The sequence below is a fragment of the Maritimibacter alkaliphilus HTCC2654 genome (genome assembly GCF_000152805.1).
Classification (GTDB): Bacteria; Pseudomonadota; Alphaproteobacteria; order Rhodobacterales; family Rhodobacteraceae; genus Maritimibacter; species Maritimibacter alkaliphilus.
The window spans coordinates 2,157,610-2,173,889 of the sequence record NZ_CH902578.1 but is presented as its reverse complement, the minus strand read 5'-3'; the positions used below and the strand labels follow the sequence as shown (position 1 = coordinate 2,173,889).

Sequence of the window (16,280 nt, the reverse complement as noted above, 5' to 3'; positions counted from 1 at the left end):
CAGGCATGTCCACAGTCCCGCGCCAAGGATCGGTCGCTTCGGCGGCGCGCGTGGATCGTGCCCAAGGGTGCCGAACTCCTCAGATCCCGTCAGGTTACCGCACCTGAATGCGCGACACCCGAATATTGCGCATCTGGACGGTGAAACCGCCCTCGGGCGGGACACGCCCCATGCGGCTCAGGCCGTCGAGACGCCCCCGTTCGCCATAGCCGCGAAACAGGATGCCGACTTGGAACTGCACGGGCTGGTTCACGCGCTGAAGGTCCGGCACGCACTGAAACACGCCCGGCTGGCCGCAATCGCGGGGGATCGCGGTTTGCCCCCGGAAACTCACGACCGGCGTGTCGTTGCAGATCACTTGCAGGAACCCGTCATCCCCCGCCGACCATTTCACCTGAACCTTGACGCTGTTCCACTGACCGAAGGCGCTGGGCGGGATGCAGCGGGTGTCGTCGAAGGTAAGCCCCTTGACGCTGTCGAGGTGGAGCGTGTGGATGTGGTTCTTGATCGTGTTGATCCGCTGCCACTCCGCCACTTCCAGCAAACTGCGGCGGTTCGGTCCGCCGCCATAGCGGAACCCGGCGGGCACGAAGATCTCCATCGCGTATTCCAGACTTTGGCCAAGGCTCGCATGGTCGCGATAGGCGAGCCGGGATCTGAGATTGCCGTTGAAGCAATCGCTTTCCCCGCGCCCGTCGCCATAGTCCCGGCTGCTGCAATCGCCGTCTTCGACGTGAAAGGTCACCACCCCGCCCTGCGTCACCGGCGCACGTCCGTTGAACACGTGGTTCTGAAAGCCGTTCGGGGCGGCCTGAACGATCACGGGCATCAAGCACAGAATCAGGGTCAGCCGAAGAACGGCGGCAAAGGCATGTTTCATCTGGAAATCCCCCCGTCAAAGAATGCTCTGAGACTATGGGAGAAACGCCGTTCAGGCAATTTTCAGGTGAAGGTGTTGGACTTCGGGAAACCGTGGGGCGGCATCTTGCCCACGCCGGCGCGTTTGCCGATCCACGGGCTCATGTCCACCTCGGTGCGTGTCCGGTCGCCTGTAGCGGCCCAGCTCAGCCCGGTGGCGAGGTCGAAGGTCGTGAGGTCCGACAAGCCCCCGTCAAGGTCGAGCGTCCCCTGACGTCCGCGGGCAGAGCCGTATTTCTGTAAGCGAACACCCTTGCCGCGCCCCATTTCGGGCAGCTCGGCGATCGGGAAGACTAGCAGCTTGCGGTTCTCGCTGACCACGGCGACATGATCGCCCGCGACGGGTTTGACCAGCTTCGCCACGTCATCCGACACGTTCAGCACCTGCTTGCCGTTCTTGGTCTGCGCCACCACGTCCGCTTCCGGCACGATGAACCCGTTACCGCCCTTTGAGGCGACGATGAGTTTGCGGTCCGGCGCATGGACGAACATGTCGATGATCTCGACGTCGTTCGGCAGATCGACCATCAGGCGAAGCGGTTCGCCCATCCCCCGCCCGCCGGGCAAGTTCGAGGCACCCAAGGTATAGAACCGCCCGTTCGCCGCGAAGACGATGATCTTGTCTGTGGTCTCGGCATGGAAGGCGAACCGCGGCCCGTCGCCGTCCTTGAATTTGAAGTCGCGGGTCAGGTCGACATGGCCCGACATCGCGCGAATCCAGCCCATCTGGCTGCACACGATCGTCACCGGCTCACGCTCGATCATGGCTTCCAGCGGCACGTCCGGCACTTCGGCGGCCTCGGCAAATTGCGTGCGGCGGGCCCCGGCGACGTAATCCTTGCCGAACTTCTTCTTGGCGTCCTTCAGCTCGTCCCCGATCCGGCCCCACTGAAGGTCTTCGCTGTCGAGCAGGTCTTCGAGCCCCGCGCGCTCTTCCATCAGCGCGTCGCGCTCGCGGATAAGCTCCAGCTCTTCGAGACGGCGCAAGGACCGCAGGCGCATGTTCAGGATCGCGTCCGCCTGCACGTCCGACAGACCTTCGGACCGACCGACGAACCGCTTGGGCGTGGCGCCCGACCCGGTGTTGTCGGTGATGATCTCGGGCGCGGTGGCGGTCTCATCCTCGCGCAGTTCCAGCGATGCGACGTCGATCCCGGCCAGCGGCGACACGTAGTCATGTTCATTGGTCGCCCGCGCGATGGTGTCCTGATGCGGGCGCGACCAGTCCTCGTACATGAGCGCGGCCTTGGGGTCGTCGTCATAACGGATGATGTCGATCACCCGGTCGAGGTTAAGGAAGGCGATGATGAAGCCTTCGAGCACCTCAAGCCGATGGTCGATCTTTTCCATCCGGTGCTGCGAGCGGCGGATCAGCACCTCGCGCCGGAAATCGAGGAACGCGCGCAGCACCTCTTTCAGCGAACAGACCTTGGGCGTCAGCCCGTCGATCAGCACGTTCATGTTGAGCGAGAAGCGCACTTCGAGGTCCGAGTTGCGGAACAGAAGGCCCATCAGCATCTCGGGTTCGACATTGCGCGTCTTGGGTTCCAGCACGATGCGCACGTCGTCGGCGCTTTCGTCCCGCACGTCGGCCAGAAGCGGCACCTTCTTGGTCTGGATGACCTCGGCCAGCTTTTCGATCAGCTTGGACTTCTGAACCTGATAGGGAATCTCGGTGACGATGATCTGCCACTGACCCCGCCCCAGATCCTCGACCTCCCATTTCGAGCGCAAGCGAATCGAGCCACGGCCCGTGCGATAGGCTTCCGCGATATTCTCACGCGGCTCGACGATCACGCCGCCCGTGGGGAAGTCGGGGCCGGGGATGTAGTTCAGAAGCGTATCGTCGCGCGCATCCGGCGTCTTGATGAGATGCAAGCAGGCGTCGACCAGTTCCGAAATGTTGTGCGGCGGGATGTTCGTGGCCATGCCGACCGCGATCCCGGCGGCACCGTTGGCGAGCAGGTGCGGGAACGTCGCGGGCAGCACCACGGGCTCGCGCAGCGTGCCGTCGTAATTCTCGCGGAAATCGACCGCGTCCTCGTCCAGCCCTTCGAGCAGCGCCTCGGCCACGATGGTCATCCGCGCCTCGGTATACCGCGACGCCGCCGGGTTGTCCCCGTCGATGTTGCCGAAGTTCCCCTGACCGTCGACCAGCGGGTAGCGGACGTTGAAATCCTGCGCCAGGCGCGCCATTGCGTCATAGATCGCGGCATCGCCATGCGGGTGATAGTTACCCATCACGTCGCCCGAAATCTTCGACGACTTGCGGAAACGCCCCCCGGAATTAAGCCGAAGTTCACGCATCGCGAACAGGATGCGGCGATGCACAGGTTTAAGCCCATCCCGCGCGTCCGGCAGCGCCCGATTCATGATCGTGGACAGCGCATAGGTCAGATACCGGTCACCGATCGCGCGGCGCAGCGGTTCGGCGAATTCGGAAATCGGGTTGTCGGGATCGTCCACCGTGTCGGTCATGTTTTCCGAATACCGAAGGAACGGAATCTCGTAAAGCGCGTTCGATTCATGGATGAGGGAAGTGACACAGGTGCCACCAAAAGGCCCGCTTTGTCCCACATCGTCCGGTCGAATCATTGCCAGCCGATGCCTGCGGCGGGTACCTTGGGAATCCTTGAAGGGGTGAATTTAATGCAACTCGTGCGTCTTTCCGTCATGACGATCGTCGGCCTTGGGGCCGCGTTGTACTGGTTCGGACGCGATGCGGGGTTGCCGGACGATTCCATCGGTCGCGAGACCGCCCTCATTTCCCCCGATCTCATGGCCTCGATCACCGGGATCGTTCAGGAACCGACCGAAGAGGATGATCGCCTCGCGCTCGCCCTCGCGTCGGACGCAAGCCCCGAGACGGCGACGCTCGTCGCCTTTCGCCCCTCTGCGGAAAAGGCGACGATCCAGCCCGCGGTCGCCACGGTCGACGATGGTGAAACCGCCGTCGTTTCCACCGCGTCCGAGCCGGAGGCCGCCAAGCCCCTGTCGGGCACGGAAAAGGCCACGCCGGAACCCGACTACCTTTACGTCACCGGCAGCCGTGTGAACGTGCGCGGCGGACCGTCGACCGCCTATGGCGTGATCTCGTCCCTCAGCCTCGGCACGCAGGTCGAGGATATGGGGGATGCGGGCGACGGCTGGCGGCAGATTGTATTGACGGACACCGGCGAACGCGGCTTCATGGCCGGACGTTTCCTGTCGTCCGTTGAGCCTTGAGTCACCAGAAATCCATTCTCATCACTGGGTGTTCCTCCGGTATCGGCTACGATGCCGCCCACACCCTTGCGCGTAACGGCTGGCGGGTCTTCGCGACCTGCCGGGCCGAGGATGACTGCGCCCGCCTGCGTGGCGAGGGGCTGGAAAGCCTGCGCCTCGACCATCGTGACGTGGCGAGCATCGAGGCCGCCTTGCTCGAAATCCTCTCCCGCACCGGCGGCACGCTCGACGCGGTGTTCTGCAACGCGGGCTACGGCGTCCCGGTCCTGGCCGAAGACCTGCCGGGTCACGTCCTGCGCGACATGATGGAGACCAACTTTTTCGGTGTGCATGAAATCGTGCGCCGCGTGATCCCCGTGATGCGCGCGCAGGGCGGCGGGCGCATCGTCAACTGCTCCTCCACCCTCGGCCTCTCCGCGATCCGCTGGCGCGCGCCCTACGTCGCCTCGAAATTCGCGCTCGAAGGCTACACCGACACCCTGCGGCTCGAACTCGCCCCCGACGACATCCACGCGATCCTGATCGAACCCGGCCCGATCACCTCCAACTTCCGCCTGAACGCCAAGGCCCAGTTCGAAGCGCATATCGACTGGCAGGCCTCGGCCAGCCGCGCGGGCTATGAAGCAAAGATCCTGCCCCGGTTCGACCGCGACATCGACGCGAAAGACCCGTTCGAACTGCCCGCCTCGGCCGTCACCGCCAAACTCATCCGCGCGTTGGAGGCGAAACGTCCGAAACCCCGCTACCTCGTCACCACGCCCACCTATGTCTCCTACTGGGCGCGCCGGCTCCTGCCCACGCGGCTCGCCGACTGGTTCCTCGCCAAGGCGTGACGACGCGCCGCTCGCATCCCGCCCGCAGACGCGCTATCCCTCGGCCAAACCAAGGATGGACCCATGTTCGAAGATCCCCTTCTGATTATCCCGCTCGTTGCGGTGCTCATCGTCCTGCTGATCCTGCTGACCGGCATCGGCAGCTTCGGGCGCGGTGGCGAATTCAATAAGCGCAACGCCAACAAGATCATGCGCTATCGCATCTACGCGCAGGCCGTCGCGATCGTGCTGATCCTCGGCTACGTCTGGCTCAGGCGGCAGGGGGGCTGACCATGGTCGTGCTGAACAAGATCTACACGCGCACCGGCGACCAGGGCGACACCGCGCTGGGCGACGGCACCCGCGTTCCGAAACATTCCCCGCGGGTCGAGGCCTATGGCACGGTGGACGAAACCAACGCGACCATCGGCATGGCGCGCCTTCACGCCTCCGGCGACACCGACGCGGCGCTCGCCCGCATCCAGAACGACCTCTTCGATCTGGGGGCCGACCTGTGCCGCCCCGACATGGCGAAGGACGGCGAAGCCGAATACCCGCCACTGCGCATGACCGATGCCCAAGTCGAGCGGCTCGAGGCCGAAATCGACGTGATGACCAAGATCCTCGAACCCCTGCGCAGCTTCATCCTGCCGGGCGGCTCACCGCTCGCCGCCTACCTGCACCTGACGCGCACGGTATCACGCCGCGCCGAACGGTTGGCCACGGAACTCGCCACGGTCGAAGACGTGAACCCGGCGGCAGTCAAATACCTCAACCGCCTGTCCGACTGGTGCTTCACGGCGGCACGGATGGCCAATGACGACGGCAAATCCGACGTCCTCTGGGTCCCCGGCGCGAACCGCTGACCTCTTCTCTGTTTCAAAAAACCTCGGGGAGCGCGAGGGGCAGCGCCCCTCGCTCCCGCCAGCGCCGCTAGTCCACACGCTCGGGTATCTGGAACCCCCGCAGGAACTCGCCCGCGTCCATCCCGCGCCCACCGGGCTTCTGCGCCCGCGTGATTTCCACCGCACCGTCCCCGCAAGCCACCGTCAAAGGCCCGATCACGGCCCCCGGCGCTCCGCTGCCCGCGACGAGGCGTGAGCCGAGGAGCTTTACCCGCACCCCGTCCATCTCGCACCACGCGCCGGGAAAGGGCGACAGGCCCCGGATCAGGCGGTCGATCTCGGCAGCCGGGCGGGTCCAGTCGACCCGCGCCTCGGCCTTGTCGATCTTCTCGGCATAGGTCACGCCGTCCTCGGGCTGGACCTCGGGCGTCATACCGTCCAGCGCCGCCAGCGCCTCGACGATGGTCTCGGCCCCCAGCGCACTCAGACGGTCGTGCAATTCACCCGTCGTCTCTTCGGCTCCGATCTCCACCGCGCGCCGGATCAACACCGGTCCGGTATCCAAACCGGCTTCCATCTGCATGATGCACACACCGGTCTCGGCATCGCCTGCCATGATCGCGCGGTGGATCGGCGCGGCTCCGCGCCAGCGCGGCAGCAGTGAGGCGTGGATGTTCAGACACCCCTTGGCGGGCGCGTCCAGCACCGCCTGCGGCAGGATCAGCCCATAGGCCACGACCACGGCGACATCGGCACCAAGGGCTGCGAATTCGGCCTGCTCCACCTCACCCTTCAGGGATATCGGATGGCGCACGGGCAGACCCAGCGCCTCGGCGCGGACCTGAACCGGGGTCGGGCGGTCTTTCTTGCCGCGTCCGGCGGGGCGGGGCGGCTGGCAGTAGACGCAGACGACCTCGTGACCCGCAGCGACCAAAGCGTCGAGGACCGGGACCGAGAAATCCGGACTGCCCATGAAGATGACTTTCATATCGCCCCCTACCGCTTCGCTTTCCTGGCCTTCGCGATCAGCCGGTCTCGCTTCAGTTTCGACAGATGGTCGAAATACATCTTGCCGTTCAGGTGGTCGATCTGGTGCTGCACGCTGGTCGCCCAAAGCCCGACGAAATCCTGCTCGCGCACCGCGCCGGTCTCGTCCATGAACCGGACCGTGACCGCGCGCGGGCGGCTGATCGTGGCCCAGACGCCGGGCAGGTTGGGCGAGGCTTCGTCGTGCTCCCGCAACTTCACGCTCTCATGCAGCACTTCGGGGTTCGCCATGCGCACGGCCTTGCCCCGCTCTTCGGACGCATCCACGACCGCCAGTCGCTGCATGATCCCCAGTTGCACGGCGGCCAGCCCGACCCCCGGCATCGCATCCATCGCAAGGGTCATTTCGTCCCAGATCGCGCGCACCTCATCGGTCACGGCTTCGACCGGCTGGGCGGCCGTGCGCAGCCGCTTGTCCGGCCACATGACGAAAGGACGGGGCATCAGACCCGCGCCCGCTCGCGTTTCAGCTTCTGGGATTTGCGCGTAATCATCTGGCGCTTCATCGGCGACAGGTAGTCGATGAACAGCTTGCCGTTCAGATGGTCGATCTCATGCTGCACGCAGGTCGCCCACAGCCCCTCGAAATCGCGTTCCTGCTCTTCGCCTGCGCGGTTCAGCCAGCGCACCTTGACCGCGGCGGGCCGGGTGACTTCGGCGTATTGGTCGGGGATCGACAGGCACCCCTCTTCGTAGACGTTGGTATCGTCCGACGACAGGATCACCTCGGGATTGAACATGACCAGCGGTTGCGGCTCGGCGCTTTCGTCCTTGATGCAGTCCAGCACGATCAATCGTTGCAGCACACCGACCTGCGGCGCGGCCAGACCGATGCCCGGCGCGTCGTACATGGTTTCGAGCATATCGTCGGCGAGCGTCAGCAGCTCGTCGGTCACGTCGCGCACCTTCTCCGCCTCTTTCTTGAGGCGCGGGTCGGGGTGAATAAGGATCGGTTTCAAGGCCATGACGGATCAATTAGGCGGTTGCGACGCGTTTCGCAATGTCCCCTTGCACTTCACCGTGTCGCAGATAGCTTGGCGCCTCAATCCGGAGGCATCATGAGTTACGATTTCGACCGCATCATCGACCGCGTTGGGACCCATTCGGCGAAGTGGGACAAGATGGAAGCAATCTATGGCGTGTCGCCCAAGGACGGCATCCCGATGTGGGTGGCCGACATGGATTTCGCCGCCGCCCCGCCGATCCAGAAGGCGCTGGAGGACATGCGCAGCATCGGGGTCTACGGCTACTACGGCGACGACGCGAGCTATCTGGGCGCGATCCGGTGGTGGATGTCCGAACGTCACGGCTGGGATGTCGACCCGAACGCGATCTTCACGGTGCACGGGCTGGTGAACGGCACGGCGCTGTGCGTCGACACATTCACCGATCCGGGCGACGGCGTGATCCTGATGACCCCCGTCTATCATGCCTTCCACCGCGTGATCCGCGCGGCGGGGCGCGAGGTGGTCGAATGTCCGCTGGCGCGCAACGACGGGCGGTACGAGATGGATTTCGACGCCTGGGACGCGCAGATGACGGGGGGCGAGAAGATGCTTGTCCTGTGTTCCCCGCATAACCCCGGCGGGCGCGTCTGGACCCGTGCCGAGCTTGAAGGCGTCGCGGCCTTCGCCAAGCGTCACGACCTGATCCTCGTGTCCGACGAGATTCACCACGACCTCGTGTTTCCCGGCACCAAGCACATGCCGATGGCGCTGATCGACGGGATCGCGGATCGGCTGGTGATGATGACGGCCACCACCAAGACCTTCAACATCGCGGGCACCCATTCGGGCAATGTCATCATCCACGACCCGGAATTGCGCAAACGGTTCGCGGCCAAGATGTCGGGCCTCGGCATATCGCCCAACTCCTTCGGGTTGATGATGGCCGAAGCCGCCTATTCGCCCGAGGGGGCCGCGTGGGTCGATGCGCTGGTCGACTACCTCGACGGCAACCGCCGCATCCTCGACGAGGGCCTCAATGCGATTCCGGGGCTGAAAAGTATGCCGATGGAGGCGACCTACCTTGCATGGGTCGATTTCGAAGGCACGGGGATGGAGCCGACCGATTACCTGCGCCGCGTCGAACAGGACGCGAAGATCGCCGTGAACCACGGTATCAGCTTCGGCAAAGGCGGGGAGCGGTTTCTGCGGTTCAACTTCGCCACGCCCCGCCCGCTGGTCGAGCAGGCGGTGGCACGAATGCAGTACGCGTTCTCGGACCTACAATAAAAAAAGGCCCCGGCGGTGTGCCGGGGCCAAGTCTCCTGCTTCGTCTTGCCTGTTATCCGGGTATGCGCAGTTTCTGTCCCACGCGAATGAGGCTGGGGTTGGCGAGCACGTCTCGGTTCGCCTCGTAAATCCGTTCGTACTGAGCCGCGTCGCGGTAGAAAACCAGCGCGATATAGGCGAGGCTGTCGCCGCTCTCGACCGTATAGATCCGCTCGCCCGACACCTCCTGCACCACCGGCGTGGCGGCGGTGGTGGCCCCGGCTTCGGCTGCGATGGCCTGAATGGTCGCGTCCTCTGCCGTGCCCATCGATTGCTGCACGATCGAGGCGAGCAGGGTGCGTGTGTCCACCCGACCCTCGGCGGTGATGAGCGAGTCCGGCACCTGCACCGCGCCGGATGCCACGGCTTCGTTCAGGAGCGCGTCCATATACGCATCGCTTTCGCCTGCCCTCATGGATTGGGCGATGAGGGCGTTCAGGTCCAGCGGGGGGCGGGCCGTTGGCGCGGCCATCCCGTTCAGGCTTGCAAGCACGGCTGCCGTCGCAGCTTCCATCCCGCTGTCACCGGTCATCGGCGCGGCGGGTGCGGGGGTGCCGAGGCCGGCAAGGACGCTGCTGGTCAGGGCGGCGAGCCCTTCGTCCGCCGTGGCGGCAGGCGCCGGTTCCGCCACCGGGTCGGGCGCGACCGAGGCGCGCACGGCATCGGTCAGCGCCGCGATGTCCACCGGCGCCGGTGCCGGCGTCGGCCGGGTCGTCGTGGCCGACATTTGCGCCACGTTCTCGATCTCGACATCGGCGAGGTCCGGGGCGACGGCGGCAAGGTCGCGGGGGTCGCGGTTGCCCTGCATCCAGAGCATGCCCGTAACGGCGATCAGGAACCCGGCGACAAGGATGAGGATGCGGAACATGACGCCTCCTCCCTTATGCGCTGGGGGTCTGGACGGTCAGGCCGAGCAGCAGCCAAAGCTGCATACCGCCACGATAATACTGGATTTTCTCGGTCGGATAGCCCGCGTCCACGAGGTTGCGGATCGCGCGTGGGCTCTGGTCGCACCACGGCCCGTTGCAGAACAGCGTGAGGTTTCGCGCCGAGGTGAAATCCCATCCCGCGCCCGCCTTGGCCCCGCCCAAGGCCTGAAGGATCTGGTCGCGATAGGGGTTCGACGGTTCGAGGGTCGAGAAGGGCACGTTCACTGCACCGGGGATCGTGCCCTTCGCGAACCACTCGGGCAGGCGGCTGTCGATCAACAGCCCCGTGCCCTTGGCCACCGCACTTTCGATGAAGTCGATGACTTCGAGTTCGCCCACCGTTGCCACACCCGGAGCTGCCGAGATCGGGTGAATGCAAAACGGCGGGCAGGGGCGCGATGTCTTCGTGAACTCCGTGGTGAGCTTGTGACTTGTGTCCTGAATGCGCTCGATGGTGAGGAGCTTTCCGCCCACTTCAACAGAGAAGGACGAGGTATCGGGCGTGATCCGCACCTCTTGCGCCAGGATTTCATTATTTGTGATCACAAGCGCCAGAAAGGCGCCCAAGAGCAGCCGAAGCATCGTTTGTCCCCCTGTTCCTGTCCTGCTCGACAGGTTAAATGCCGCCGGGTGGCAGCCCGGCATCGTCCTGAATGTTCAACATCTTGGGCGAATCACCCGAATCGGTCAATATTTCGTGTGATTCGCAGCGCAGGGCGGAAACGGTCGAAAAAGTGAGTCGTGCCAGTCGCTTGAAGCGGCTCGAGGACAAAACCGGCCCGAAACGCGCCCGAAGAATTAGGCGGGGCGAGTCATTTTCGCCACAGATCTCAGCCGTTTTCCCGGAGAATGGCGCCCGCCAGATACAGCGAGCCGCAGATCAGAATGCGGGCGTGCGCGTCATTGGCGACGATCTCGCGGATCGCCGTGCCCACGTCCGGGGCGGTGCGCGCGTCAAGCCCTGCGCCACGTGCGAATGCGGCCGTTTCCTCACCGCTCAGGGTCGCGGCCTCGCCGGGGATCGACACCGCCCGCAAGTCTTTCGCGACATCGGCCAGAGGGCGCATGAACCCGGTGATATCCTTGGTGTTCAACATGCCGCAGATCAGATGCAAAGGTCGGTCGGTCATGGAGGCGAGCGCCTTTGCCAGAGCCTCGCCCGCCGCCGGGTTGTGCCCGCCGTCGAGCCAGAGTTCGGCGCTTCCGGCGGCCTCGACCAATGGCCCCTCGCGCAGTCGCTGCATCCGCGCGGGCCAAGTCGCGTTGGTCATCGCCGCCTCGCAGGCCTCTTCGCCAAAGCCGAGCGCGCGCAGCCCTGCCAGCGCCGCGCCCGCGTTCATGATCTGATGCTCGCCCAACAGGGCAGGCCGGGGCAGGTCGAGCAGGCCGCTTTCATCCTGATAGATCAGCCGACCACGTTCTTCCCAGACCTGCCAATGCTGGCCGTGGACGAGCAGCGGGGCACCGAGCCGCTCCGCCGTGGCCTCGATCACCTCGAGCGCCTCGGGTTGCTGGGGCCCGACGACGCAGGGCACGCCACGCTTGATGATCCCAGCCTTTTCGCCCGCGATGGCGGCGAGCGTGTCGCCCAGAAATTGCGTGTGGTCGATCGAGACCGGCGTGATGACCGTCAGTTCCGGCGCGATCACGTTCGTCGCGTCCAGCCGTCCGCCAAGCCCGACCTCGAGCAGCGTGTAATCCGCCGGGGTTTCGGAAAAGGCGAGCAGCCCCGCGACCGTCGTAATCTCGAAATACGTGATGCTCTCGCCGCCGTTCGCCGCGTAACAGCGGTCCAGCACCTCGGTCAGATGATCTTCCGAGATCAACTCACCTGCAAGGCGGATGCGTTCGTGAAACCGGGCGAGGTGGGGCGAGGTATAGGCATGGCAGGTCTTGCCCGCCCCCTCCAGCCCGGCCCGCAGCATGGCCAGCGTCGATCCCTTGCCGTTGGTCCCGGCGATATGGATGACGGGTGGCAGACGCCGCTCCGGGTGATCCAACGCCGCAAGCAGCCGCCAGACACGGTCAAGCGTCAGGTCGATCACCTTGGGGTGAAGCGACATCATCCGGTCGAGGATGACGTCCGAGCCTGCCTTGCTCACTTCTTCGGCGCCTCTTTGGGTGGCGCGGTCTTCTGCGGCGCGGGCTTGGCCGGTTCAGCCTTTGCCTGCGGCTTGGGGGCAGGTTTCGGCTCGGCCTTGGCGTCGGCCTTTTTCGGCTCCGGCGCGGGCAGATCGCCGCGCACCGCAGGCCCCTGACCCAGAAGCATCCGCAGGATCGTAATCAGCTCTTCGCGCAACTCCTTGCGATGCGTCACCCGGTCGAGCATCCCGTGGTCGAGCAGATATTCGGCCCGCTGGAACCCTTCCGGCAGCTTCTCGCGGATCGTCTGTTCGATCACGCGGGGGCCCGCGAAACAGATCAGCGCGTTCGGCTCGGAAATCTGCACGTCGCCCAGCATCGCGTAGGACGCGGTCACACCGCCCGTGGTCGGATGGGTCAGAACGACGATATACGGCAGCCCCGCTTCCTTCAGCATCTGCACGGCGACCGTCGTGCGCGGCATCTGCATGAGGCTCAGGATACCCTCCTGCATCCGCGCACCCCCGGCGGCGGAGAACAGGACGAGCGGGCGCTTCAGCTTCACCGCCCGTTCGGCGGCGGCGATGATGGCGTTGCCCACGTACATCCCCATCGAGCCGCCCATGAATGAAAAGTCCTGACAGGCCGCGACGATGGGCGTGCGCCCGATCTCGCCCTCGGCGACCAGCATCGCCTCTTTCTCGCCGGTGGCCTTCTGCGCGGCCTTCATCCGGTCGGGGTATTTCTTCTGATCCTTGAACTTGAGCGGATCGTCGATCGGCGCGGGCACGCTCACCTCGGCGAAGGTGCCGCCGTCAAAGAGCTTGGCAAAGCGTTCGCGCGGGGTGATCGCCATGTGGTGATCGCAGTTGGAACAGACATTCAGATTGTCCGACAGCTCCCGGTGAAACAGCATGGTCCCGCATTCGGGGCACTTGATCCACAGGTTCTCCGGCACCTCCCGCCGCGAAAACAGCGAGTTGATCCGGGGCCGGACGTAGTTGGAAATCCAGTTCATCGCGCCTTCCTTGCCACGTTCGCGCCCTACCTATGCCGGGAGGCCCGCCTTTGCAATCTTGTCCCGGCGGTTCATCCAGAACCACCAGATCGTGAACAGAACCAGCGTGAACGCGGTCTGGCTGAGGATGGAATAGGCGGTATAGCCCGACTCCAGCTCCATCCCCACGACGAACAGCGAGAAGCCGTCGAGATTGCCGTCGATGCCGATCATGATGAGCGCCGCGTTGTTCCCGAAATGCAGCCCCGCCGCCGCGCCGAGGTTGCCGGTGCGGATCGTGATGAGACACAGGAGAATGCCGGTCGTGGTCGTGTTGATGACATAGGCGAGCGCGTTCATCGTGCCATATGTCGACGCGTCGAAGTGCAGCAGACCGAAGATGAACGACGGCAGCACGGCCCAGACGAACACGCTGGCGAACCGCGCACGCAGTTGTTGCAGCAGGTAGCCGCGAAACAGCGCTTCTTCCGCGAAGGTTTGCAGAAAGATCAGAACGATGGCCGGGACAAGCCAGACCAGCCAGTCGGACAGCGGCCTGATCTGGCGCACCGTCGGTTCGACACCATCGGGCAGGAACACCCGCTCGACGAACATCACGCCGTAAAGGAAGGTCGCAAGCGCAAGCGTCACCGCGGTCCCGATCGCGAAATGGCGCAGGTTCAGCCGCCGGGTCGGCCCGAACAGCGTCGGGTAGCTTCGCTTGTGCAAAAGCGGCAGGACGATCAGCAAGCCGATGTGGAACCCGATGAACGTCGCGAAGAAGATCGACGCGCTCGCCGGATTGCCACCGCCCAGCATGGTGGCCGGGTCGGACGAGATCAGCCGTGACCCGACCTCGAACAGCGCGAAGGTGGCCGCGAAGAACATCGCGATCAGCAGAACGAAGCCCAGCGCCGTGCGCCAGATCTGCACTTTCGGCAGGGCTGGGGACCAGAAATCCTGCATTCATCACTCCGCGTTCTCGTTTCACGAACATAGTGAACACATCACCGGTCACAAGGTCGGCTTGCATCGCACCGCCGCGCGACCTATCCCGTCGCCTCATGGTTCCGGGACGAAAAGCATGACGATGCGCGCGAAATCAGGGCTGGTCGCGGCCGTGTTTCTGCTGGCCGGTTGTGCCGGCCAGACCGCGGGATCGGGGGCCGGGACACCTGTCTTCGGCGGTCAGGTCGTGATCGCCGCGCCGCGCGGCTACTGCCTCGACCCCACGCAACGGCGCGAAGGCCCATCGGGCGCCTTCCTGCTTTACGGCACCTGTCCGGGGATCGAAGGGGCGGGGCCGAACCCGGTCGCCCCTGCGGTTCTGACGGCAGCGGTCGCGCCCGGTGCGGGTGACCTCGGCCCGAACCAGATGGCGGCGCTTGCCGACATTCTGCGGGGACCGGAGGGAAAAGCCACGCTCTCGCGCAGCGGATCATCCGACCGCGTCTCGGTGGCGTCTTTCGAACAGACCGACGACCTTTTGGTGATCCGCGCCCGCGACGGCGACACCATCGACCTGTCCGAAGATTACTGGCGCGCGGTCTTTCCGCAGTCCGGTGCACTAGTCACGCTCACCGTGTCCGGCACCGCCGCCACCCCGCTCGACCCGGCGACCGGCAAGTCGCTCCTGCTCGCCTTCACCAAGGCGGTGCGCCGGGCCTCGCCGAAATCCGGCTCCGCGTCGCCGTCAGAAACGGGTGTGTCCACCGGCGACAAGGGCCTTCGCAGCCTTCTCAACCGTTTGCTTTAGGTCAATAATTCTGGTGTAGATGACGCCATTGTTCACGAAAGGTAAACAATAACCGATGTCCAACCGCGCCTTCGGCCCCTTCGATGCGATGCTCCATCACCTCGTCATGCGACGCTGGCGCAAGATCGCAGCGGCGGCGGATGACTTGGGCCTCGACCGCCTGCGCCGGGTCCGCCTGCGCGCGTTGGAGCTTCGGCAGGTCACCGACCGGCTGCTCTACGTCTCGAACGGCCGCCTCGCGCTTCCCCTCATCGGGTCGAACGCGTTTTCCAAACCGCTCCACTCCGATTGGTCGTGGCGGCCCGAGCTGTGGCGCGGCCCGATCTTCCCGCCCGGTCAGGCCGCGGTGGAAAGCAAGACCGGCTTCGGCGACGAGGTGAAGATCTTCCACGACTGCCGGATCTCGGAACTCACCGTCCGCCAGCTTCGCAACACGCATGAGGACGACCTCGCCCCCTATGGGTTGCGTATGGATGTGTTCCAATTCGACGGCTCGTTCCTGTCGCTGGTCGTCGATCTGCCGGAAAGCGCGATGCGGGCGCTGGGGCGCAAGCACCTGATCCGCATGAACGCTGTGGTGGAAACCGAAAAGCCCTTGGAAATCTTCGCGCGCCTCAACATCCAGCACGGACCCAACACCGAACAGATGGTGCGCGAACTGCCCCTGTCGGACCGGGAGCTTTCGGTCGACTTCGACCTCGCCTACACCAAGCTCAACGAAAAGCGGGTGGAGCGGGCCTGGGTCGACCTGATCTTCGAGGGGCCGGAAATGAACCAGGTGATGCTGCGGGACGTGAACTTCTCACGCCGCCCGCGGGCGGAGGTGTAAGATGGCCGAGATCGTGCTGACCAAGACGCGCATTCACGCGGGCGTATGGGAGGGGGTGCTGACCGGGGCCGACACGCCGCCCGACATCACCGTCACGCATAACGGACAGGGCATCGAGGGCGCGACCCTGCGCGAAGATCCCGAGGTCGAAGGCCAGTTCCGCGTCGCCGTCCCGATCCCCGCCGAACTTTTGTCGGAAGGCGTGCAGACCTTCCTGATCGCGAACAAGGCGACCGACGAACGGCTCGCAAGCTTCACGGTCGTCACCGGTCAGCCGCTGGACGAGGATTTCCGCGCCGAGATGGAGCTTCTGCGCGCCGAGCTCGACATGCTGAAACGCGCCTTCCGCCGCCACTGCGTCGAGACCTCCTGAAGTATTTCGCCCGGGCTTGCGCCCGGTCGACCCGCTGGGGGAGGCCAGCCTCCCCCAGACCCCCTCCGAGGTTTTTAGAAACAGAGAAGGGGAAAGCGCCGCCCGTCCTGCTTCTCTGTTTCAAGAAACCTTCGGGGGGAGCGCGCAAAGCGCGCGGGGGGCAGACAGCCCCCCTCGACCTTTGCCACCCATGC

18 protein-coding genes are annotated in these 16,280 nt (G+C 65.0%); 8 read left to right on the top strand and 10 right to left on the bottom strand.

From position 1 onward, the window contains the following. Nucleotides 1-94 precede the first annotated feature (94 nt). Together RB2654_RS11720 and RB2654_RS11715 are read right to left on the bottom strand one after the other, a co-directional pair. Nucleotides 95-880 (bottom strand): polysaccharide lyase family protein, encoded by a 786-nt coding sequence (locus tag RB2654_RS11720; RefSeq protein ID WP_008331730.1) that lies wholly within the window; start codon nucleotides 878-880, stop codon nucleotides 95-97. Between the two features lie 62 nt (nucleotides 881-942). Next, complete coding sequence (locus RB2654_RS11715; RefSeq protein WP_040885648.1) at nucleotides 943-3,396, bottom strand: DNA topoisomerase IV subunit A; 2,454 nt, start codon at nucleotides 3,394-3,396, stop codon at nucleotides 943-945. A 171-nt stretch (nucleotides 3,397-3,567) separates the two neighbouring features. Between RB2654_RS11715 and RB2654_RS11710 the strand changes: the two genes are divergently transcribed. The 4 genes from RB2654_RS11710 (at nucleotide 3,568) to RB2654_RS11695 (ending at nucleotide 5,821) form a co-directional block, all read left to right on the top strand. Beyond that, nucleotides 3,568-4,143: an SH3 domain-containing protein gene (locus tag RB2654_RS11710; RefSeq protein WP_008331728.1), complete on the top strand. Its 576-nt coding sequence runs from the start codon at nucleotides 3,568-3,570 to the stop codon at nucleotides 4,141-4,143. Further along, on the top strand, nucleotides 4,140-4,976 hold the full coding sequence (locus tag RB2654_RS11705) for an SDR family NAD(P)-dependent oxidoreductase (RefSeq protein ID WP_008331727.1): 837 nt from the start codon (nucleotides 4,140-4,142) through the stop codon (nucleotides 4,974-4,976). Before RB2654_RS11710 ends, RB2654_RS11705 begins: the two co-directional genes overlap by 4 nt. Nucleotides 4,977-5,039: 63 nt before the next feature. Then, on the top strand, nucleotides 5,040-5,246 hold the full coding sequence (locus RB2654_RS11700; protein WP_008331726.1) for a twin transmembrane helix small protein: 207 nt from the start codon (nucleotides 5,040-5,042) through the stop codon (nucleotides 5,244-5,246). Between the two features lie 2 nt (nucleotides 5,247-5,248). Next, a complete protein-coding gene (locus RB2654_RS11695) occupies nucleotides 5,249-5,821 on the top strand; it encodes a cob(I)yrinic acid a,c-diamide adenosyltransferase (RefSeq protein WP_008331725.1) in 573 nt (190 codons plus the stop codon). Between the two features lie 67 nt (nucleotides 5,822-5,888). Here the strand turns inward: RB2654_RS11695 and fmt are convergent, their stop codons facing one another. The 3 genes from fmt to def (RB2654_RS11680) are packed head-to-tail and all read right to left on the bottom strand — an operon-like array spanning nucleotide 5,889 to nucleotide 7,812. Then, nucleotides 5,889-6,788, bottom strand: coding sequence for a methionyl-tRNA formyltransferase (fmt, locus tag RB2654_RS11690; protein ID WP_008331724.1), 900 nt, complete (start codon nucleotides 6,786-6,788; stop codon nucleotides 5,889-5,891). A gap of 8 nt (nucleotides 6,789-6,796) precedes the next feature. After that, nucleotides 6,797-7,291 carry a peptide deformylase gene (gene def, locus RB2654_RS11685; RefSeq protein WP_040884775.1) on the bottom strand — a complete coding sequence of 165 codons (495 nt, stop codon included), beginning with the start codon at nucleotides 7,289-7,291 and terminating at the stop codon, nucleotides 6,797-6,799. Beyond that, nucleotides 7,291-7,812: a peptide deformylase gene (gene def / locus RB2654_RS11680; protein WP_008331722.1), complete on the bottom strand. Its 522-nt coding sequence runs from the start codon at nucleotides 7,810-7,812 to the stop codon at nucleotides 7,291-7,293. The genes def (RB2654_RS11685) and def (RB2654_RS11680) overlap by 1 nt, the downstream gene beginning before the upstream one ends. 93 nt (nucleotides 7,813-7,905) lie before the next feature. On the opposite strand from def (RB2654_RS11680), the gene RB2654_RS11675 reads away from it, so the two are divergent. Then, entirely contained in the window at nucleotides 7,906-9,081 is a 1,176-nt protein-coding gene (locus RB2654_RS11675; RefSeq protein WP_008331721.1) for a MalY/PatB family protein, read from the top strand. Nucleotides 9,082-9,133: 52 nt separating this feature from the next. Here RB2654_RS11675 and RB2654_RS23775 read toward each other — a convergent pair whose 3' ends face one another. From RB2654_RS23775 to RB2654_RS11650, 5 genes are all read right to left on the bottom strand, one after another. Further along, nucleotides 9,134-9,988, bottom strand: a complete 855-nt coding sequence (locus tag RB2654_RS23775) for a LysM peptidoglycan-binding domain-containing protein (RefSeq protein WP_008331720.1) — start codon at nucleotides 9,986-9,988, stop codon at nucleotides 9,134-9,136. Between the two features lie 13 nt (nucleotides 9,989-10,001). Continuing rightward, the gene (locus RB2654_RS11665; RefSeq protein WP_008331719.1) at nucleotides 10,002-10,631 is read right to left on the bottom strand and encodes a rhodanese-like domain-containing protein; all 630 of its coding nucleotides are present in this window, start codon (nucleotides 10,629-10,631) and stop codon (nucleotides 10,002-10,004) included. Nucleotides 10,632-10,879: 248 nt separating this feature from the next. Next, nucleotides 10,880-12,115 carry a bifunctional folylpolyglutamate synthase/dihydrofolate synthase gene (locus RB2654_RS11660; RefSeq protein ID WP_040885647.1) on the bottom strand — a complete coding sequence of 412 codons (1,236 nt, stop codon included), beginning with the start codon at nucleotides 12,113-12,115 and terminating at the stop codon, nucleotides 10,880-10,882. Nucleotides 12,116-12,147: 32 nt separating this feature from the next. After that, nucleotides 12,148-13,149, bottom strand: coding sequence for an acetyl-CoA carboxylase, carboxyltransferase subunit beta (accD, locus tag RB2654_RS11655; protein ID WP_008331716.1), 1,002 nt, complete (start codon nucleotides 13,147-13,149; stop codon nucleotides 12,148-12,150). A gap of 30 nt (nucleotides 13,150-13,179) precedes the next feature. Then, a complete protein-coding gene (locus tag RB2654_RS11650; protein ID WP_008331715.1) occupies nucleotides 13,180-14,094 on the bottom strand; it encodes a CPBP family intramembrane glutamic endopeptidase in 915 nt (304 codons plus the stop codon). A gap of 118 nt (nucleotides 14,095-14,212) precedes the next feature. On the opposite strand from RB2654_RS11650, the gene RB2654_RS11645 reads away from it, so the two are divergent. Genes RB2654_RS11645 through RB2654_RS11635 form a run of 3 tightly spaced genes read left to right on the top strand, consistent with a single transcriptional unit; the run spans nucleotide 14,213 to nucleotide 16,086 of the window. After that, a complete protein-coding gene (locus RB2654_RS11645; protein ID WP_008331713.1) occupies nucleotides 14,213-14,884 on the top strand; it encodes a hypothetical protein in 672 nt (223 codons plus the stop codon). A gap of 55 nt (nucleotides 14,885-14,939) precedes the next feature. Further along, nucleotides 14,940-15,713 (top strand): DUF6478 family protein, encoded by a 774-nt coding sequence (locus RB2654_RS11640; RefSeq protein ID WP_008331706.1) that lies wholly within the window; start codon nucleotides 14,940-14,942, stop codon nucleotides 15,711-15,713. Nucleotide 15,714: 1 nt separating this feature from the next. After that, nucleotides 15,715-16,086 (top strand): hypothetical protein, encoded by a 372-nt coding sequence (locus RB2654_RS11635; RefSeq protein WP_008331704.1) that lies wholly within the window; start codon nucleotides 15,715-15,717, stop codon nucleotides 16,084-16,086. Nucleotides 16,087-16,280 lie beyond the last annotated feature (194 nt).